Annotated in this window: 16 protein-coding genes; 6 read left to right on the plus strand and 10 right to left on the minus strand. The window is 64.3% G+C overall.

Annotated features, from left to right (window positions below; all coding sequences use genetic code 11):
* Entirely contained in the window at positions 1-582 is a 582-nt protein-coding gene (locus EN824_RS13735; protein WP_127869972.1) for an invasion associated locus B family protein, read from the plus strand.
* A 60-nt stretch (positions 583-642) separates the two neighbouring features.
* On the opposite strand, the gene coaBC is transcribed toward EN824_RS13735, so the two are convergent.
* From coaBC to ubiE, 3 genes are all read right to left on the minus strand, one after another.
* Positions 643-2,109, minus strand: coding sequence for a bifunctional phosphopantothenoylcysteine decarboxylase/phosphopantothenate--cysteine ligase CoaBC (gene coaBC, locus EN824_RS13740; RefSeq protein ID WP_210236363.1), 1,467 nt, complete (start codon positions 2,107-2,109; stop codon positions 643-645).
* An 84-nt stretch (positions 2,110-2,193) separates the two neighbouring features.
* The gene (gene ubiB, locus EN824_RS13745; protein ID WP_135865708.1) at positions 2,194-3,768 is read right to left on the minus strand and encodes a 2-polyprenylphenol 6-hydroxylase; all 1,575 of its coding nucleotides are present in this window, start codon (positions 3,766-3,768) and stop codon (positions 2,194-2,196) included.
* 70 nt (positions 3,769-3,838) lie between these two features.
* On the minus strand, positions 3,839-4,615 hold the full coding sequence (gene ubiE / locus EN824_RS13750; RefSeq protein ID WP_127280961.1) for a bifunctional demethylmenaquinone methyltransferase/2-methoxy-6-polyprenyl-1,4-benzoquinol methylase UbiE: 777 nt from the start codon (positions 4,613-4,615) through the stop codon (positions 3,839-3,841).
* A gap of 134 nt (positions 4,616-4,749) precedes the next feature.
* Between ubiE and EN824_RS13755 the strand changes: the two genes are divergently transcribed.
* From EN824_RS13755 to EN824_RS13765, 3 genes are all read left to right on the plus strand, one after another.
* The gene (locus EN824_RS13755; RefSeq protein ID WP_127280962.1) at positions 4,750-5,724 is read left to right on the plus strand and encodes an adenosine deaminase; all 975 of its coding nucleotides are present in this window, start codon (positions 4,750-4,752) and stop codon (positions 5,722-5,724) included.
* A gap of 149 nt (positions 5,725-5,873) precedes the next feature.
* On the plus strand, positions 5,874-6,503 hold the full coding sequence (gene upp / locus EN824_RS13760) for a uracil phosphoribosyltransferase (protein WP_095199484.1): 630 nt from the start codon (positions 5,874-5,876) through the stop codon (positions 6,501-6,503).
* Positions 6,504-6,727: 224 nt separating this feature from the next.
* Positions 6,728-7,291, plus strand: a complete 564-nt coding sequence (locus tag EN824_RS13765) for a TIGR02281 family clan AA aspartic protease (protein ID WP_127869968.1) — start codon at positions 6,728-6,730, stop codon at positions 7,289-7,291.
* Positions 7,292-7,298: 7 nt separating this feature from the next.
* Here EN824_RS13765 and deoA read toward each other — a convergent pair whose 3' ends face one another.
* Genes deoA through EN824_RS13795 form a run of 6 tightly spaced genes read right to left on the minus strand, consistent with a single transcriptional unit; the run spans position 7,299 to position 13,562 of the window.
* Positions 7,299-8,618: a thymidine phosphorylase gene (gene deoA, locus EN824_RS13770; protein WP_127280031.1), complete on the minus strand. Its 1,320-nt coding sequence runs from the start codon at positions 8,616-8,618 to the stop codon at positions 7,299-7,301.
* Positions 8,618-9,427 carry a purine-nucleoside phosphorylase gene (locus tag EN824_RS13775; protein WP_127280032.1) on the minus strand — a complete coding sequence of 270 codons (810 nt, stop codon included), beginning with the start codon at positions 9,425-9,427 and terminating at the stop codon, positions 8,618-8,620. Before EN824_RS13775 ends, deoA begins: the two co-directional genes overlap by 1 nt.
* A 47-nt stretch (positions 9,428-9,474) precedes the next feature.
* Complete coding sequence (cdd, locus tag EN824_RS13780; protein WP_127280033.1) at positions 9,475-9,867, minus strand: cytidine deaminase; 393 nt, start codon at positions 9,865-9,867, stop codon at positions 9,475-9,477.
* A 53-nt stretch (positions 9,868-9,920) separates the two neighbouring features.
* Entirely contained in the window at positions 9,921-10,892 is a 972-nt protein-coding gene (locus EN824_RS13785) for an ABC transporter permease (protein ID WP_127280034.1), read from the minus strand.
* Position 10,893: 1 nt separating this feature from the next.
* Positions 10,894-12,033 (minus strand): ABC transporter permease, encoded by a 1,140-nt coding sequence (locus EN824_RS13790; RefSeq protein ID WP_127280035.1) that lies wholly within the window; start codon positions 12,031-12,033, stop codon positions 10,894-10,896.
* On the minus strand, positions 12,030-13,562 hold the full coding sequence (locus EN824_RS13795) for an ABC transporter ATP-binding protein (protein ID WP_135932390.1): 1,533 nt from the start codon (positions 13,560-13,562) through the stop codon (positions 12,030-12,032). Before EN824_RS13795 ends, EN824_RS13790 begins: the two co-directional genes overlap by 4 nt.
* Before the next feature lie 216 nt (positions 13,563-13,778).
* Here EN824_RS13795 and EN824_RS13800 point away from each other — a divergent pair, with 216 nt between their 5' ends.
* The gene (locus tag EN824_RS13800) at positions 13,779-13,985 is read left to right on the plus strand and encodes a SlyX family protein (RefSeq protein ID WP_123151274.1); all 207 of its coding nucleotides are present in this window, start codon (positions 13,779-13,781) and stop codon (positions 13,983-13,985) included.
* A 22-nt stretch (positions 13,986-14,007) separates the two neighbouring features.
* Positions 14,008-14,406, plus strand: coding sequence for a hypothetical protein (locus tag EN824_RS13805; RefSeq protein ID WP_135865700.1), 399 nt, complete (start codon positions 14,008-14,010; stop codon positions 14,404-14,406).
* A gap of 62 nt (positions 14,407-14,468) precedes the next feature.
* Here the strand turns inward: EN824_RS13805 and EN824_RS13810 are convergent, their stop codons facing one another.
* Positions 14,469-15,458 carry a BMP family ABC transporter substrate-binding protein gene (locus tag EN824_RS13810; protein WP_127280664.1) on the minus strand — a complete coding sequence of 330 codons (990 nt, stop codon included), beginning with the start codon at positions 15,456-15,458 and terminating at the stop codon, positions 14,469-14,471.
* Positions 15,459-15,569 lie beyond the last annotated feature (111 nt).

A 15,569-nucleotide genomic window follows, 5' to 3' on the forward strand; every position in this document is an offset into this window, starting at 1 on the left:
ATGAGGAAATACGCGTATTTCGCAGCCGTGCTGGGTGCTGCCTGTATCGCAGGCCTGCCGGCCATGGCGGCGCAAACCAAGAGCGACAAGGTGACGGCAACGCCGCCCGCCGCGGCTGACGCGCCGCAGCTGCCCGGCGGCGCTTCGGCCTTGTCCGAAACCCATGGCGACTGGACGGTCAATTGCCAGATATCGGGCACCAACAAGGTCTGTAGCCTGTCGCACCAGCAGTTCAACAAGCAAAGCAACCAGCGGCTGCTGGCGATCGAGCTGTCGAGCAAGACCGGCGAGGATGCGACCGGAACCCTTGCGCTGCCGTTTGGCCTGGCGCTTGCCAAGGGCGTTACGCTGACCATCGACGACCAGAAGCTCGACGGCAGCCTGCCGTTCAACACCTGCCAGGTGGTCGGCTGCCTGGTGCCGGTGGCGTTCGATGCAAATGTCACGCCGCTGCTCAAGAACGGCACCACGCTCAAGATCGATGCGTTCGCGGCGGATACGGGGCAAGTCGTAAGCTTTTCCATTCCGCTCAACGGCTTCGGTGGGGCGCTTGCCCGCACCGCGGAGCTTTTGGCCAATTGACGGCTTGGACCGTCACCGCAAGCGACAGGGGTTGGCGGTAAATGCTTGCGCCGACACTTGTCAGACGACGATCGTTTTCAACCGCTCGGCGATGAGCGCGGCGAGCCGCGCCGCCACCTCGTCCTTGGTCATTTCAGGCCATTCCTCGACGCCGGCCTTCGACACGATCCGCACCCGGTTGCGATCGCCGCCCATCACGCCTGAAGGACCGATACCGCTGGCCTGCGACACATCGTTGGCGACGATGAGATCGGCGCCTTTCTTCCTGAGCTTGGCCTCGGCGTTGCGCAAGAGATCCTGCGTCTCGGCGGCAAAGCCGACGACCAGACCTGGTCGCTGCTTGTGGTGGCCGATGCCCGCCAAGATGTCGGGGTTCTCGACCATGCGCAGCACCGGCGGGCCTTCGCCCGCGACCTTCTTGATCTTCTCGCCGGCCGAATTCTCGGTGCGCCAGTCGGCAACTGCGGCGACGAACACCGCGGCGTCGGCGGGCAGAAGCTGTTCCACCGCGTCGCGCATCTCCTGCGCCCGTTCGACATGGACGGTCTTCACCTCGGCCGGATCGGCGATGCCTACGGGACCGGAGACGAGGCGCACGTCGGCGCCGAGCCTCGCCAATGCCGCGGCGATGGCGTGGCCCTGCTTGCCGGACGACCGGTTGGCGATATAGCGCACGGGATCGATCGGCTCGTGTGTCGGGCCTGACGTGACGATGATCTTGCGCCCCGCCAGCGGCTTGGGGCCGGCATCGAGCAGCGCCTCGACCGCGGCGACGATCTCCAGCGGTTCGGCCATGCGGCCTTCGCCGGCCTCGTTGCTCTCGGCCATCTCACCCTTGGCGGGGCCGACGAAGGCGATGCCGTCCTTGCCCAATGTCGCGCGGTTGCGGCGGGTGGCAGGATGCGACCACATCTTCGGGTTCATCGCCGGGGCCATCAGCACCGGCTTGTCGGTGGCGATGAGCACGGTCGAGGCCAGATCGTTGGCGTGGCCATTGGCGAGCTTGGCCATCAGGTCGGCGGTGGCGGGCGCCACCACCAGGAGGTCCGCTTCGCGCGACAGCCTGATGTGGCCGACATCGTGTTCATCGTTGCGGTCGAACAGGTCGGTGAAGACATGGTCGGCGGAGAGCGCACCGACCGACAGCGTCGTCACGAATTCCCGCGCCGCCGACGTCATGACCACCCGCACCGCCGCACCACGCTCGCGCAGCCTGCGGATCAGGTCGAGCGCCTTGTAGGCGGCGATGCCGCCGCCGATGATCAGCAGGATGCGTTTGTTGGAAAGCGTGCCTCGCGGCAAACTCTTGCCTGCCAAGGCTGACGCCGGGGTGCCTTGCGAATTGGCCAGTTCGTGGAGGGCTTTCTCGATCTGGTCGAGACGGCCTACCGGGCCGACCTGGCCGTCGACAGCGGCCCGGATCATCACCCGCGCCTGTTCTTCCATGGAGCGATCGTTTTCCGCCGCCAGCCGGCGCAGCAGCTCCTTGACCTCATCGTCAAGGTTGCGGATGGTGATGCTGGCCATATGATTGCACTCTACTCATCTTGCCTGATAGCGATGATAGCAATGCAATCAAACTGCCGCAAGCCGCCGGCCCCCCTCGGAGGCCTAAAGTAGCTTCCAGGCAATATAGACCAGCGTCAGCGCGATCACCCACAGCGCCACGCGGCCGGATCGGCTGTAGCGCGCCTCGGCCTTGCCGATGGCGCGGGCGGTGGTCTCGTCGAAGCGCAGCCCGTGCTCCGCCATCAGGTCGATTTCGCGTGACAGCCGGTCAGTGCGCGCCGCAAGCTCCGGTGCCTGGCGCACCAGCGCCAGCAGCGCCTTGGTTCCGTCGCGGGCATCCACCATAAGACCGCGCGGCCCGAGGTTACCGGCGATCCAGCCGCCGACAACCGGTTCGGCGGTCTTCCACATGTTGAAGGCCGGGTCGAGCGTGCGCGCCACGCCCTCGACCACCACCATGGTCTTCTGTAGCAGGATCAATTCAGGCCGCGTCGCCATGTCGAAGAGTTCGGTCACCTCGAACAGCAGCGTCAAAAGCTTGGCCATCGAAATCGTTTCGGCGGGCTGGCCGTGGATCGGCTCGCCGATCGCACGGATCGCCTGCGCGAAGGCAGAGACATTGTGCTGGCGCGGCACATAGCCGGCCTCGAAATGCACCTCGGCGACGCGCAGATAATCGCGTGTGATGAAGCCGTAGAGGATTTCGGCGAGGAAGCGGCGCTCCTTCTTCCCGAGGCGCCCGGCAATGCCGAGATCGACGGCGACGATGGTGCCGTTTGCCTCGACGAATAAGTTGCCCGGATGCATGTCGGCATGGAAGAAGCCGTCGCGCAGCGTATGGCGCAAGAAGGACTGGATGAGGTTGGCGGCGATCGCCTTCAGGTCATGGCCGGCGGCTTCGAGGCCGGCGATGTTGTTCATCTTGATGCCGTCGACCCATTCCATGGTCAGCACGTCGCGGCCGGTGCGCTCCCAGTCGACGGTTGGGACACGGAAGCCGGGGTCATCCCTGGTGTTCTCGCCGAGTTCGGAGAGTGCCGCCGCCTCGAGGCGCAGGTCCATCTCGATCCTGGTGGTCTGGGCCAGCGTCTCGGTCACTTCGACCGGCCGCAGCCGGCGCGAGGAAGGGATGTATTTTTCCTGCAGGCGAGCAGCGAGAAAATAGCTTTCGAGATCGTGGAAGAAGCGGCGGCGAACGCCCGGCCGGATCACCTTCACCGCCACCTGGGTGGCCACGCCGTCATGCATGGTGTCGGCGGTATGCACCTGGGCGATGGATGCGGCCGCAACGGGATCGCCGAACCGCGCATAGAGATCGCCCACCTTGCGCCCGAGCGAGGCCTCGATGGCCGCGATCGCTTCGGCCTTCGGGAAGGTGTGCATTTTGTCCTGCAGCATGGCGAGATCGAGCGCCATGTCGTTGCCGACGACATCGGGCCGCGTCGCCAGGAACTGGCCAAGTTTGACGTAGGAAGGGCCGAGCCGGACCACCGCCTTCGCCAGCCGATCGCTGCGCTCATAGGCGAGCGCGCGGCGGCGGGTGAACAGCCGCGCCAGCCGCCAGCCGAATTTGGGCAGGCCGGACAGTTCCTCGCCGGGCAGAGCAGCGACGACGCCCTCGCGCACCAGCACCCAACCGGCCCGTATGAGCCGGAATCCCGCGCTGACGGTGCTCATGGCCGCGTCCGCCCCACCGGTTCATCGAACTGGCGCAAGGCGCGTCGCGTGCAGGAGATGGGCGACGGCTTCAAAGCTTCCAGCCCGAATGCAGGGCCGCTATGCCGCCGGAATAGTTGCGGAAGGAGACGCGCTCGAAGCCGGCGCGGGAAATCATCGCCGCGAAGTTTTGCTGATTGGGGAATTTCGCGATCGATTCGACCAGATAGGAATAGGGCTCGCCGTCGCCGGTGACCATCTTGCCGATCTTGGGAATGGCATTGAACGACCAGGCTTCGTAGACCTTGTCGAGCAGCGGCATCTCGACCTCGGAAAACTCCAGGCACAGGAGGCGGCCGCCGGGCTTCAGCACACGGAACGCCTCACCCAGGGCCACGTCGATATGCGGGACGTTGCGAATGCCGAACGCGATGGTGTAGGCGTCGAAACTGGCGTCAGGGAACGGCAGTTCCTCGGCGTTGGCCTCGACGAAGTCGGTGTTGCCGGACAATCTCTTCTTTTCAGCCCTGTCGCGGCCGACGGCGAGCATCGAGCCGTTGATGTCGAGCACGGTGGCATGCGCATGGCCATGGCTGGCATCGACGATGCGGAAGGCGATGTCGCCGGTGCCGCCGGCAACATCGAGCACGCGCCAGCCGGCGCGCTTGGGCGGATTGAGCCAGGCGACCATGGCGTCCTTCCACAGCCGGTGCAGGCCGCCTGACATCAGGTCGTTCATCAGGTCGTAGCGGTTGGCGACCTTGTGGAAAACATCGTTGACCAGGGACTGCTTCTCGCCTTCCCCTACACGCTTGAAACCATAGGAGGTTTCCATGCCGCCGGCGGCCGTGGTTCTCTCAACTGACATTTTTTTGATCCGTCATAAAACCGGCGGGACCATAGCCGATCGATGATGCGGGCGCTATTGTTTAAGGCGCGGTGTTCAGCCGCGCTTCCAGGTGGTGGGTTTTCAAGACCTGGACTGACCGACGGGATGTTTGAATGCCTTTGAAAGCGGAACTGCACTGCCACATTGAAGGGGCAGCGGCGCCCGAGCTCGTCATCCGGCAGGCGCAGAAATACGGCAAGGATACCTCGCCTTATATCCAGAACGGTTCCTTCGTCTGGCACGATTTCACCTCCTTTCTGGCGGCCTACGACTTTTCCGCCGACCTGTTCCGGACCGAGGAGGATTATGCGCGGCTGGCCGACCATTATCTGACCAGCCTGGCCCGCGACGGGGCAATCTACTCCGAGGTGTTCACCTCGCCGGACCACGCGACGAAAGCCGGGCTGTCACCCAAGGCCTACACCGACGCGCTCGGCGAAGGCATGCTGCGCGCCAAGGCCAAGACCGGCATAGAGGGCCGCATGATCGTCACCGGCGTGCGCCATGTCGGCGTTGAATCGATAGAGCGGGCGGCACGCTTCGCGGCGCGCTGCGGCCATCCGCTGGTCACCGGCTTCGGCGTCGCCGGCGACGAGCGCATGGGCGACATGGAAGACTATGTCAGGGCGTTCGAGATCGCCCGCGAGGCGGGGCTCGGCATCACCATCCATGCCGGCGAACTGACGGGCTGGGAGACCGTCCAGGCGGCACTCGACCATATCCGCCCATCGCGCATCGGCCATGGCGTGCGCGCCATCGAAAACCCCGACCTTGTCCGGCGCATCGCCGACGAGGGCGTCGTGCTGGAGTGCTGCCCCGGTTCCAACATAGCGCTCAAGGTGTTCGACAGTTTCGCCGATCATCCGTTTCCGGCCCTGCAGGCGGCCGGCTGCAAGGTGACGCTCAACTCCGACGACCCGCCCTATTTCTGGACCTCGCTGAAGCGCGAATACGACATCGCCGCCGAGCATTTCGCGATGAATGAGAAAGCGCTCGCCGCGGTCACCAGGACGGCTATCGAGGCGGCTTTCGTCGACCGCAAGACCAAAGCAGCGCTTCTTGGCCGGCTGAACAGCGCCGCTCGCTGATTTCTTCCGACAAAGCTGTGGTCGATGCGGGCCAAGCGGTTCCTTGGCCGGTCCAATACCGCTAGGGTTCGCCCAAGCAGCTTGAAGCGCGACAGGTCCGAAAGGGTCCATGCGCGCGGTTTCGGGCGACACCGCATCAGGAGAACATCATGAAGGGCGTCACCGTCGTCGACCATCCGCTTGTCCAGCACAAGCTGACCATCATGCGCAAGAAGGAGACATCGACCGCCGGCTTCCGGCGATTGCTGCGCGAGATTTCGCTGCTGCTCGGCTATGAGGTGACCCGCAACCTCGAACTGACCACCACCACCATCGAGACCCCGATCGAGGAGATGGAAGCGCCGACGCTGGAGGGCAAGAAGCTGGTGTTCGCCTCGGTGCTGCGCGCCGGCAACGGCCTGCTCGAAGGTCTGCTCGACCTGGTGCCGGCGGCACGTGTCGCGCATATCGGCCTCTACCGCGATCACGAAACACTGGAGGCGGTGGAATATTTCTTCAAGGCGCCGAGCGATCTCGCCGACCGACTGGTGATCGTCGTGGACCCAATGCTGGCGACCGCCAATTCGGCGATCGCGGCGATCGATAAGCTGAAGGGGCGCGGCGCCACCAACATCCGCTTCCTGTGCCTGCTGGCGGCGCCCGAAGGCATCGAGCGCTTTACCAAGGCACATCCGGATGTCCCGGTCTTCACCGCGTCCATCGATCGCCAGCTCAACGAGAAGGGCTACATCATGCCTGGTCTCGGCGACGCCGGCGATCGCATGTACGGGACGAAGTAATACCAAGCAAAGTGCTTGGTATGATTTACCAAATGTTTACGCAAAGACGCGGTTTCGGCACGCGTTAAAGCGACAAACACCATCCAGCGCTAATGAATCGGCTCTCACTACAGCGCCGTGCGTCCATTCGGACGCACAAAAGGACGCTGTAGCACTTTGTTTTTGCGCATGAGCCTTTCCGAAAATCGATCTCGATTTTCGGGGTCATGCGGCGAGGCCGATCCATGCTGCGCAAGCTCCTTATCCTCAGCCTCTTTGCCGGTGCGTCGGCATCGATCCCGGTTGTCTACCAGTCGAATCCGCGAATATTCGAAAACCTGCTGAGATCGACGGTAACGGCCAAGCCTGGGGCCGAGACGCAACCCGAGGTCAGCCTGGCGTCCGCTCCCGACAAGCCGGTGGCGCCGCTGCCAACCGGCCGCAAGGTCGTGGTTGCGGCGGACGGGCGCGGACACTTTTCGTCCACCTTCAGGCTCAACGGCCGTCAGGTCGACGGCATGATCGACACCGGTGCGACGCTGGTGGCGGTCAATATGTCGACGGCACGCCGGATCGGGCTGTCGCTCAATCCCTCCGATTTCAGCCACGAGGTCAACACCGCCAACGGCACCATCAAGGCAGCCGTGGTGATGATCGACCGCCTGCAGATCGGCAGCATCAGCGTCGACGGAGTGCAGGCGATCGTGCTCGACGACAAGGCACTGGGCACCAACCTGATCGGTATGAGTTTTCTCAATCGGCTCGGCAAATACCAGGCCGAGAACGGCACGCTGCTGTTGGTTCAGTAGGGTGCAGTCAGCCGCGCGGCAGAATCCGCCGGATGACCGACTTGTCGGCGGACGGCTTCGAAGCACCGATCGCATAGGCTGAAAGCACCGCCGCGGCTGCCGCTTCGGCATCGGACGGTGAGCGGGCATGGATCAGCGCTAGCGCGTCTCCGGCTTTTACTTCCGCGCCTATGGGCAGCAGCCTGGTGATGCCGACGGCGGGATCTATCTTGTCGTCGGGCCGGGTGCGCCCGCCGCCCAGCCCGACCACGGCGAGGCCGATGTCGCGGGTGGCTATATTCGTGACGAAACCCTCTGTCGTCGCCTTGACGGCGAATTCCGTTGCCGCCTCGGGCAGGTATTTTTCCGGCTTCTCGATGAAATCGGCCGGACCGCCAAGCACGGTCACCATGCGCGCGAAGGTGGCGGCGGCACGGCCGCTGGCCAGCGTCTCGGTGGCGCGACGCATGCCGTCCTGGTTGGACGATACCAGCCCCGCCGACTGCAGCATTTCAGCGGCAAGCGCCAGCGTCACATCCTCCAGCCGCCGGTCACGCAAGCGGCCGGTCAGAAAATCGACGGCATTGCGCACCTCGACCGCATTGCCGGCGGCCGAGGCCAGCGGTTCGTTCATGCCGGTGATCAGCGCCGAGACCTTCAGCCCAGCCCCGCCGGCGACCTCGACCAGGCTGTTGGCGAGCGCGGTCGCATCACGGGATTTCTCCATGAAGGCGCCGTTGCCGACCTTGACGTCGAGCACCAGCGATTGCAGGCCCGCCGCGAGCTTCTTCGACAGGATCGATGCCGTGATCAGCGGCACCGATTCCACGGTTCCGGTCACGTCGCGGATAGCGTAGAGCCGGCGATCGGCGGGTGCCAGATCAGCGGTCTGGCCGATGATGGCGCAGCCCGTTTCCAGCACCGCCTTGCGGAACAGCGCGATGTCGGGCTGGCTGGTGTAGCCGGGAATGGCATCCATCTTGTCCAGCGTGCCGCCGGTATGGCCGAGGCCTCGGCCCGAGATCATCGGCACATAGGCGCCGCAGGCGGCGACGATCGGCGCCAGCATCAGCGAGACATTGTCGCCGACGCCGCCCGTCGAATGCTTGTCGGTGACGGGGCCTGGCAAATCCGACCAGTCGAGCACGTCGCCGGAATCGCGCATGGCAAGCGTCATCGCCACGGCCTCGTCGCGGTTCATGCCGTTGAAGAACACCGCCATGGCGAAGGCCGCGACCTGGCCGTCGGTTACGGTGCCCGACGTCACGCCGTCGATGAAGGCGGCGATCTCGTGAGGCGCCAGCCTGTGGCCGTCGCGTTTGTGACGGATGATTTCCTGTGGAAGCATCAGCTCTCCAGCAGCCCGTCACGGAACACGCGCTGCAGCACCGTTGCCAGCCGCGATCCGCCAACCGGCGCCATGTCCTTGGTTTCCTGGTGCGAAAGCTCGGCTCCGGTCATGCCAGCGGCCAAATTGGTGATGACCGAGCAGGCGGCGACGCGCAGACCGAGGAACCGGGCGAGAATGACTTCCGGCACGGTCGACATGCCGACGGCGTTGGCGCCCATGATGCGCGCCATGCGGATTTCGGCCGGCGTCTCGAAGCAAGGCCCCGAGAACCACATATAGACGCCCTTGTGCAGCGCTGTGCCTGTCGCCTTGGCCGCGCGTTCGATCGCGTCGCGGATGCCGGCATCGTAGGCTTCGGTCAGGCTGACGAAGCGGCGGTCGCTCGGCTCGCCGATCAGCGGATTGGTGCCGGAGAAGTTGATGTGATCGGTGAGCAGCATCACCGAGCCCGGCGGCATGTCCGGATCGACCGAGCCGGCTGCGTTGGTGAGGATCAGTTTCGTGATGCCGATGCCGGCAAGCACTTCCAGCACCGGCCGCATCGCCGCGGCGTTGCCATGCTCATAGTAGTGGGCGCGGCCGGACAACATCAGCACCGGAACGCCGGCAAACAGCCCGGCGACCACTTCGCCGGCATGGCCGCTGACACCGCTTCTGGGAAAGCCGGGCAGGGCGGCATAGGAGACGCGGATGGGATCCTCGATCCGGTCGACAAGGTCGCCCAGCCCCGAACCCAGCACCAGCGCGGTCGACGGCGCCAGGCCGTCCAGCCTTTCGATAAGATGGTCCAGCGCTTTTTCCGTCATCTCGGCCTACGCTTCATTTGAGCCAGCTTTGCATGTGAGCCAACGCGTCATTTGAGGATATCGCCGCGAAAGCCATAGGGCAGCATGTCGCCCATGGTCACGGTCTCGGCCACGCCGGTGTTGTCGCAGAGGTAGAGTTTCGTTTCCGGGCGGCAGAATTCGGCCAGCCGCTGACGGCAGCCGCCACACGGCGAGCATTTGGCCATGCGTTCGGCAAGGACGGCGATTTCCACGATCTTGCCGCCGCCGCCCATGATGTAGTGGCCAAGCGCGGTGGTCTCGGCGCACCAGCCCTCGGGATAAGAGGCGACCTCGATGTTGGCGCCGGTGAAGACGCGCCCGTCCTCGGTGCGCAAGGCGGCACCCACCGGGAATTTCGAATAGGGCGCATAGGCCTTGGCCATGGCGGCCTTGGCCGCTTCGAACAGATCATGCGACATTCAGGTGTTCTCTCCGATGATCGTGTCCAAAACCCGGCGTGGGGAGTCTTGTCCTAGCGTTCCTTGACGTAAGGCACGCCGCCGGCGCGCGGCGGGATGGCCTTGCCGATGAAGCCGGCGAGCAAGATGACGGTCAGCACATAAGGCAGCGCCTGCATGAACTGCACCGACACCTTGCCGACAATGGGCAGCGGTGTCCCCTGCAGGCGGATCGACGCCGCATCGAGGAAACCGAACAGCAGGCATGCGAACATGGCGTTGACCGGTTTCCATTTGGCGAAGATCAGCGCGGCCAGCGCGATGTAGCCCTTGCCCGCCGTCATGTCCTTCACGAAGCCGCCATTCTGCACCATCGAAAGATAGGCGCCGGCGAACCCGGTCAGGATGCCGGTGCAGATCAGCGCCCGATAGCGCAGCCAGGCGACCGAGATGCCAGCCGTGTCGACCGCGGCCGGATTTTCGCCGACCGCGCGCAGCCTGAGGCCGAAGCGCGTGCGAAACAGCACCCACCAGGTGAACGGCACCATCGCAAAGGCGAAATAGACGAGGATCGAATGGCCGGAGATCAGTTCGGCGTAGATCGGGCCGATGATCGGCACGTCCCTGGCCGCGTCGGCGCCAGGCCAGATGATCGCCTCGAACCGCTCGCCGGGTTGCAGCGCCGGCGTGCGGCCACCCTGCTGGAACCAGGCCTGGCCGAGGATGATGGTCGATCCGGCGGCGACGAAGTTGATCGCCACGCCCGAAACGATCTGGTTGCCGCGATGGGTGATCGAGGCAAAGCCGTGCACCAGCGCGAAAGCGACAGAGATCAGGACCGCCATGCCGAGACCGATAAGCGCCGAGTGGAACACGGAAGCCGCGGCAGCGCCCGCGAAGGCGCCGACCAGCATCTTGCCTTCGAGGCCGATGTCGAAAATGCCGGCCCGCTCCGAATAGAGGCCGGCGAGGCAGGCAAGCAGCAGCGGCACCGACAGGCGGATGGTCGAGTCCAGCACCTGGATGATTGCGTTGAAGATGTCCATCTCAGGCGCCCTTCCCGTTGACAGCCTGCATGCCCACCGATTTCGGGCTGAACGAGGCGAACAGAGCCTGGATATAGGGCCTGAACATGTGCTCCAGCGCGCCGGCGAAAAGGATGACCAGGCCTTGAATGATGACGATCATGTCGCGGCTGATCGCCGGCATCTCGAAGGCGAGTTCGGCGCCGCCCTGGTAGAGCATGCCGAACAGGATCGCCGCCAGCACGATGCCGACCGGATGCAGGCGGCCCATCAGCGCCACCGCGATGCCGACGAAGCCGGCGCCCGAGACGAAGTCGATCGCGACATTGTGCTGGTCGCCCATCACCGGGTTGAGCGCCATCATGCCGGCCAGCGCGCCCGAGATCATCATGGCGGTGATGATGATGCGCGTTTCCGAAATGCCGGCATAGCGGGCCGCCTTCGGGCTGTGGCCATAGGTGCGCATCTCGTAGCCGAGCCTGGTGCGCCAGATCAGCAGCCAGACCAGGAAGGCCATCGCCAGCGCCAGCAGGAAGCAGATATTGAGCGGGGCCGAGCGGATCTTGGCGCCGAACAGTTCGATGATCCAGTTGAGCTTCGGCAGTTCGGCGCCGGCGAGGAAGTTGCGCGTCTGCGGCGCCTGCGACCCTGCCGGTTTCAGCGGACCGACCAGCAGGTAGACCATGATCGAGGCGGCGATGAAGTTGAACATGATCGTCGTGATGACGATGTGCGAGCCGCGCTTGGCCTGCAGGTAGGCGGGGATCAACGCCCACAACGCGCCCACGAGCGCCGAGGCCACGATGGCCAGCGGAAAAGTCAGCCACCAGGGCAGTGTACTGTCGAAGGAAAGACAGACGATGGCGATGCCGAGGCCGGCGATGTAGGCTTGGCCCTCGGTGCCGATGTTGAACAGGCCGCAATGTGCCGCCACCGCCACCGAAAGCCCGGTGAATATGAAGGTCGTGGCATAGAAGAGGGTGAAGGCGATGCCTGTTCCCTTGCCGAAGGCGCCTTCGACCAGGATGACGGCGGCGCGGAACGGGTTTTCGCCGACCAGCATGACGACGAAGCCGGCGACGATGAAGGCGACCGACAGGTTGATCAGCGGGATCAGCCCGTAGTCGGCCCAGGCCGGCAATTTGGCGTAAGGCGTGCTCATTGCGCGGCCTCCTGATGCTCGACACCGGCCATCAGCAGGCCAAGCTCGCCTTCGGTCGCCTCGGGGCCGCGCTCGCCGACGATGCGGCCGGCAAACATCACCAGGATGCGATCGGAGAGCGAACGGATCTCGTCGAGTTCGACCGAGACCACCAGCACCGCCTTGCCCTGGTCGCGCATGGCGATCAGGCGCTTGTGGATGAATTCGATGGCGCCGACATCGACGCCGCGCGTCGGCTGGCCGACGATCAGCACGCCGGGGTCCTGTTCGATTTCGCGCGCGAGCACGATCTTCTGCTGGTTGCCGCCGGAAAAATTGGCCGTCTTCAGGCGCGGGTTGCCGGGACGAATGTCGTATTTCTCGATCTTGTCCTTGGCATCGGCCATGATGGCGTCGATGTTGAGGAACGGTCCCCTGAGGTAGCGGGGATCGTCGTGGTAGCCGAGGATGGAATTCTCGTTTTCCTCGAAGGCCAGCACCAGACCGACATGGTGGCGGTCCTCCGGCACGTGGGCGAGCCCGCGGTCGCGCAATTCGCCGGGATCGGCCTTGCCGGTGAGATCGATTGGCTTGCCCTCGAGCATCACGGAACCGGAAACGGCGTGCCTGATGCCGGAAATCGCCTCGAGCAATTCGGATTGGCCGTTGCCGGCGACGCCGGCGATGCCGACGATCTCGCCGGCGCGCAAGTCGAAGGAGACGTCGTCGACCATGGTGACGCCGCGGGAATCCCTGACCGTCAGGTTCTTGACCGCGAGCTTGACGGCACCGGCCTCGGCGTCGCCCTTTTCGACCCGGAGCAAGACGCGCCGCCCGACCATCAGCTCGGCCAGCTCCTCGACGGTGGTTTTCCTGGTCTCCCGGGTCGCCACCATCGTGCCCTGACGCATGACCGACACGGTGTCGGTGATGGCCATGATCTCGCGCAGCTTGTGGGTGATCAATACCACCGTCTTTCCCTGTTCCTTCAACTGTCTGAGGATGCGGAACAGGTGGTTGGCCTCGGCCGGGGTCAAGACGCCCGTCGGCTCGTCGAGGATCAGGATTTCGGCGCCGCGATAAAGCGCCTTCAGGATTTCGACGCGCTGCTGCAGGCCGACCGGCAGTTCCTCGATGATCGCATCGGGATCGACTTCCAGCCCGTATTCGCGTTCCAGCCGGTCAAGCTCGGAGCGCGCCTTGGCGATGCTGCTCTTCAGAAGCGCATCGGTTTCGGCGCCGAGGATGATGTTCTCCAGCACCGAGAAATTGTCGACCAGCATGAAATGCTGGTGCACCATGCCGATGCCGAGCGCGATCGCGTCGTTGGGGGTCTTGATCGACGCCGGCTTGCCGCCGACACGGATCTCGCCGCTGTCGGCCTGGTAGAAACCGTAGAGGATCGACATCAGCGTCGACTTGCCGGCTCCGTTCTCGCCGACGATGCCGTGAATAGTGCCGCGCGCGATCTCCAGATTGATGTCGCGGTTGGCGCGCACCGCGCCAAAACTTTTGTTGATGCCTGTCAGTTCGATTGCGGCTTGCGCCATGCAGCCTGTCCCACTCTTATTTTTTTATCGCTTGGTCAAAATGCCTAGCATGACGCTCCGCCCATGCCAATTGTCCGGAGCAGCGTCCACTCTCGACAAATCCGCGCGCGCTTGTCAATTTCGAACGTGGCCGAAGCTCTCGCATTCGCTAATATGGCGAGGTCGATTTGACGTTGCGGCGCAAGGTGTCGCGGTACGAACTGGGGACTTTGCATGATCATGCCCGCCGACCGGCTGACGACGCTGGAAATCCGCGCCGCCGAGCAGGAGAAGACCATCGAGGAACTGTCGGGCCAGATTGCCGAGCAGTGGAAGGTGATCGAACGCATGCAGCGCAAGCTCGATGCGTTGACCGACCGCTTCCTGGCCCTTGAAGAGCAGGCGGCACCGGATGTGCCGGTGACCAAACCGCCACACTGGTGAGGAGAAGGGGAGGGTCCTGGCCATGGCCGGTGAAAGCGACCGCATCGCAAGGGCCGGCGATTATGTGCTGGGCCTGATGAACGATGCCGAGCGCGAGCGGGCCGAGCGCGATCTCGAGATCGACCCTGCCTTCCGCGACGCGGTGGTGCAACTCGCCGAACGCATGCATGTTTTCGACCGTGCCGAAAAACCAGCCGGCGCCAATCATTGGGCGCTAGTCACGCAACGCCTCGCCGAATTGCCGCAAATGCGCAGCGTTGGCCTGGGCGGCAACGATGCCAAACCGCCGACAGTGATCCGAAGCCTGTCCCGACAGCCGTACGGCGTTGGCGTGCACGCGCTGGGCGGCCGGCGTGGGTACGTGGTCGCTATGGCACTGATCGCGGCCTTCGCGCTGGGTTATCTCGCCGGCAAGCTGTAGGCCGACACAAAACCGCCGGGCGTGGCCCGGCGGTTCCAGTCATTGCCGTATGGTGCCGCCGATCAATAGGGGCAGGCGTTGTCGGCTGTGTAGTCGTGCACCTGGATCTTGCCGGCGATGATGTCGGCCTTGGCCTTTTCGACCGCCGCCTTCATTTCGTCGGTCACCAGCGCCTTGTTGTTGTCGTCCATGGCGTAGTCGACGCCGCCTTCCTTGAGGCCGAGATTTTGCACGCCACCTTTGAAGGTGCCGTTCTTGCCGTCCATGAAGGCATTGTAGACGGCGACGTCCACACGCTTCATCATCGAGGTCAGCACCTTGCCGGGCTGCAGGCCGTTCTGGTTGGAATCGACGCCGATGCCGAGCTTGCCGGCATCAGCCGCCGCCTGCAGCACGCCGACGCCGGTGCCGCCGGCCGCGGCGTAGACCACGTCGGAGCCCTGGTCGATCTGCGTCTTGGCGATCTCGCCGCCCTTGGCCGGGTCGTTCCAGGCAGCCGGCGTGTCGCCGGTCATGTTCTGGATGACATCGGTCGCGCCTGCCGCCTTGGCGCCGCCGACATAGCCGCATTCGAATTTGCGGATCAGCGGGATGTCCATGCCGCCGATGAAGGAGACCTTCTTGGATTTCGAGGCCATCCCCGCCAGGATGCCGACGAGATAGGAGCCTTCATTCTCCTTGAACACCAGCGAACGGACGTTGGGCAGGTCGACGGCATCGTCGATGATGGCGAAGTTCAGGTCGGGATAATCTTTTGCGACCGCTTTGAGGGCGTCCTCCCAGGCAAAGCCGGCCATGACGATCGGGTTACGGCCGTCCTCGGCGAAGCGGCGCAGCGCCTGCTCGCGCTGCGAGGCGTTCGACACTTCGAACTCCACATATGCAACGCCGGTCTCGGTCTTGAATTTCTCGGCGCCGTGGTAGGCCGCCTCGTTGAAGGATTTGTCGAACTTGCCGCCCAGATCATAGAGGATGGCCGGCTGGACATCCGCGGCGAAAGCCGGAAGAACCATTGCGGTTGCGGCCAGGAGGCCGAGAACGATACGTTTCATGTGATCCACACCCTGTCGGTTATTTTTTCCGTTACGCACCGCCTGTCTGCCCGGTTCTCCGGCAGGCAAACGACGTTAGCCAGGAGTGTATTCCCCTCCCGCTCCCGGGCA

This window comes from Mesorhizobium sp. M8A.F.Ca.ET.181.01.1.1 (assembly GCF_004792025.1).
Lineage (GTDB): Bacteria > Pseudomonadota > Alphaproteobacteria > Rhizobiales > Rhizobiaceae > Mesorhizobium.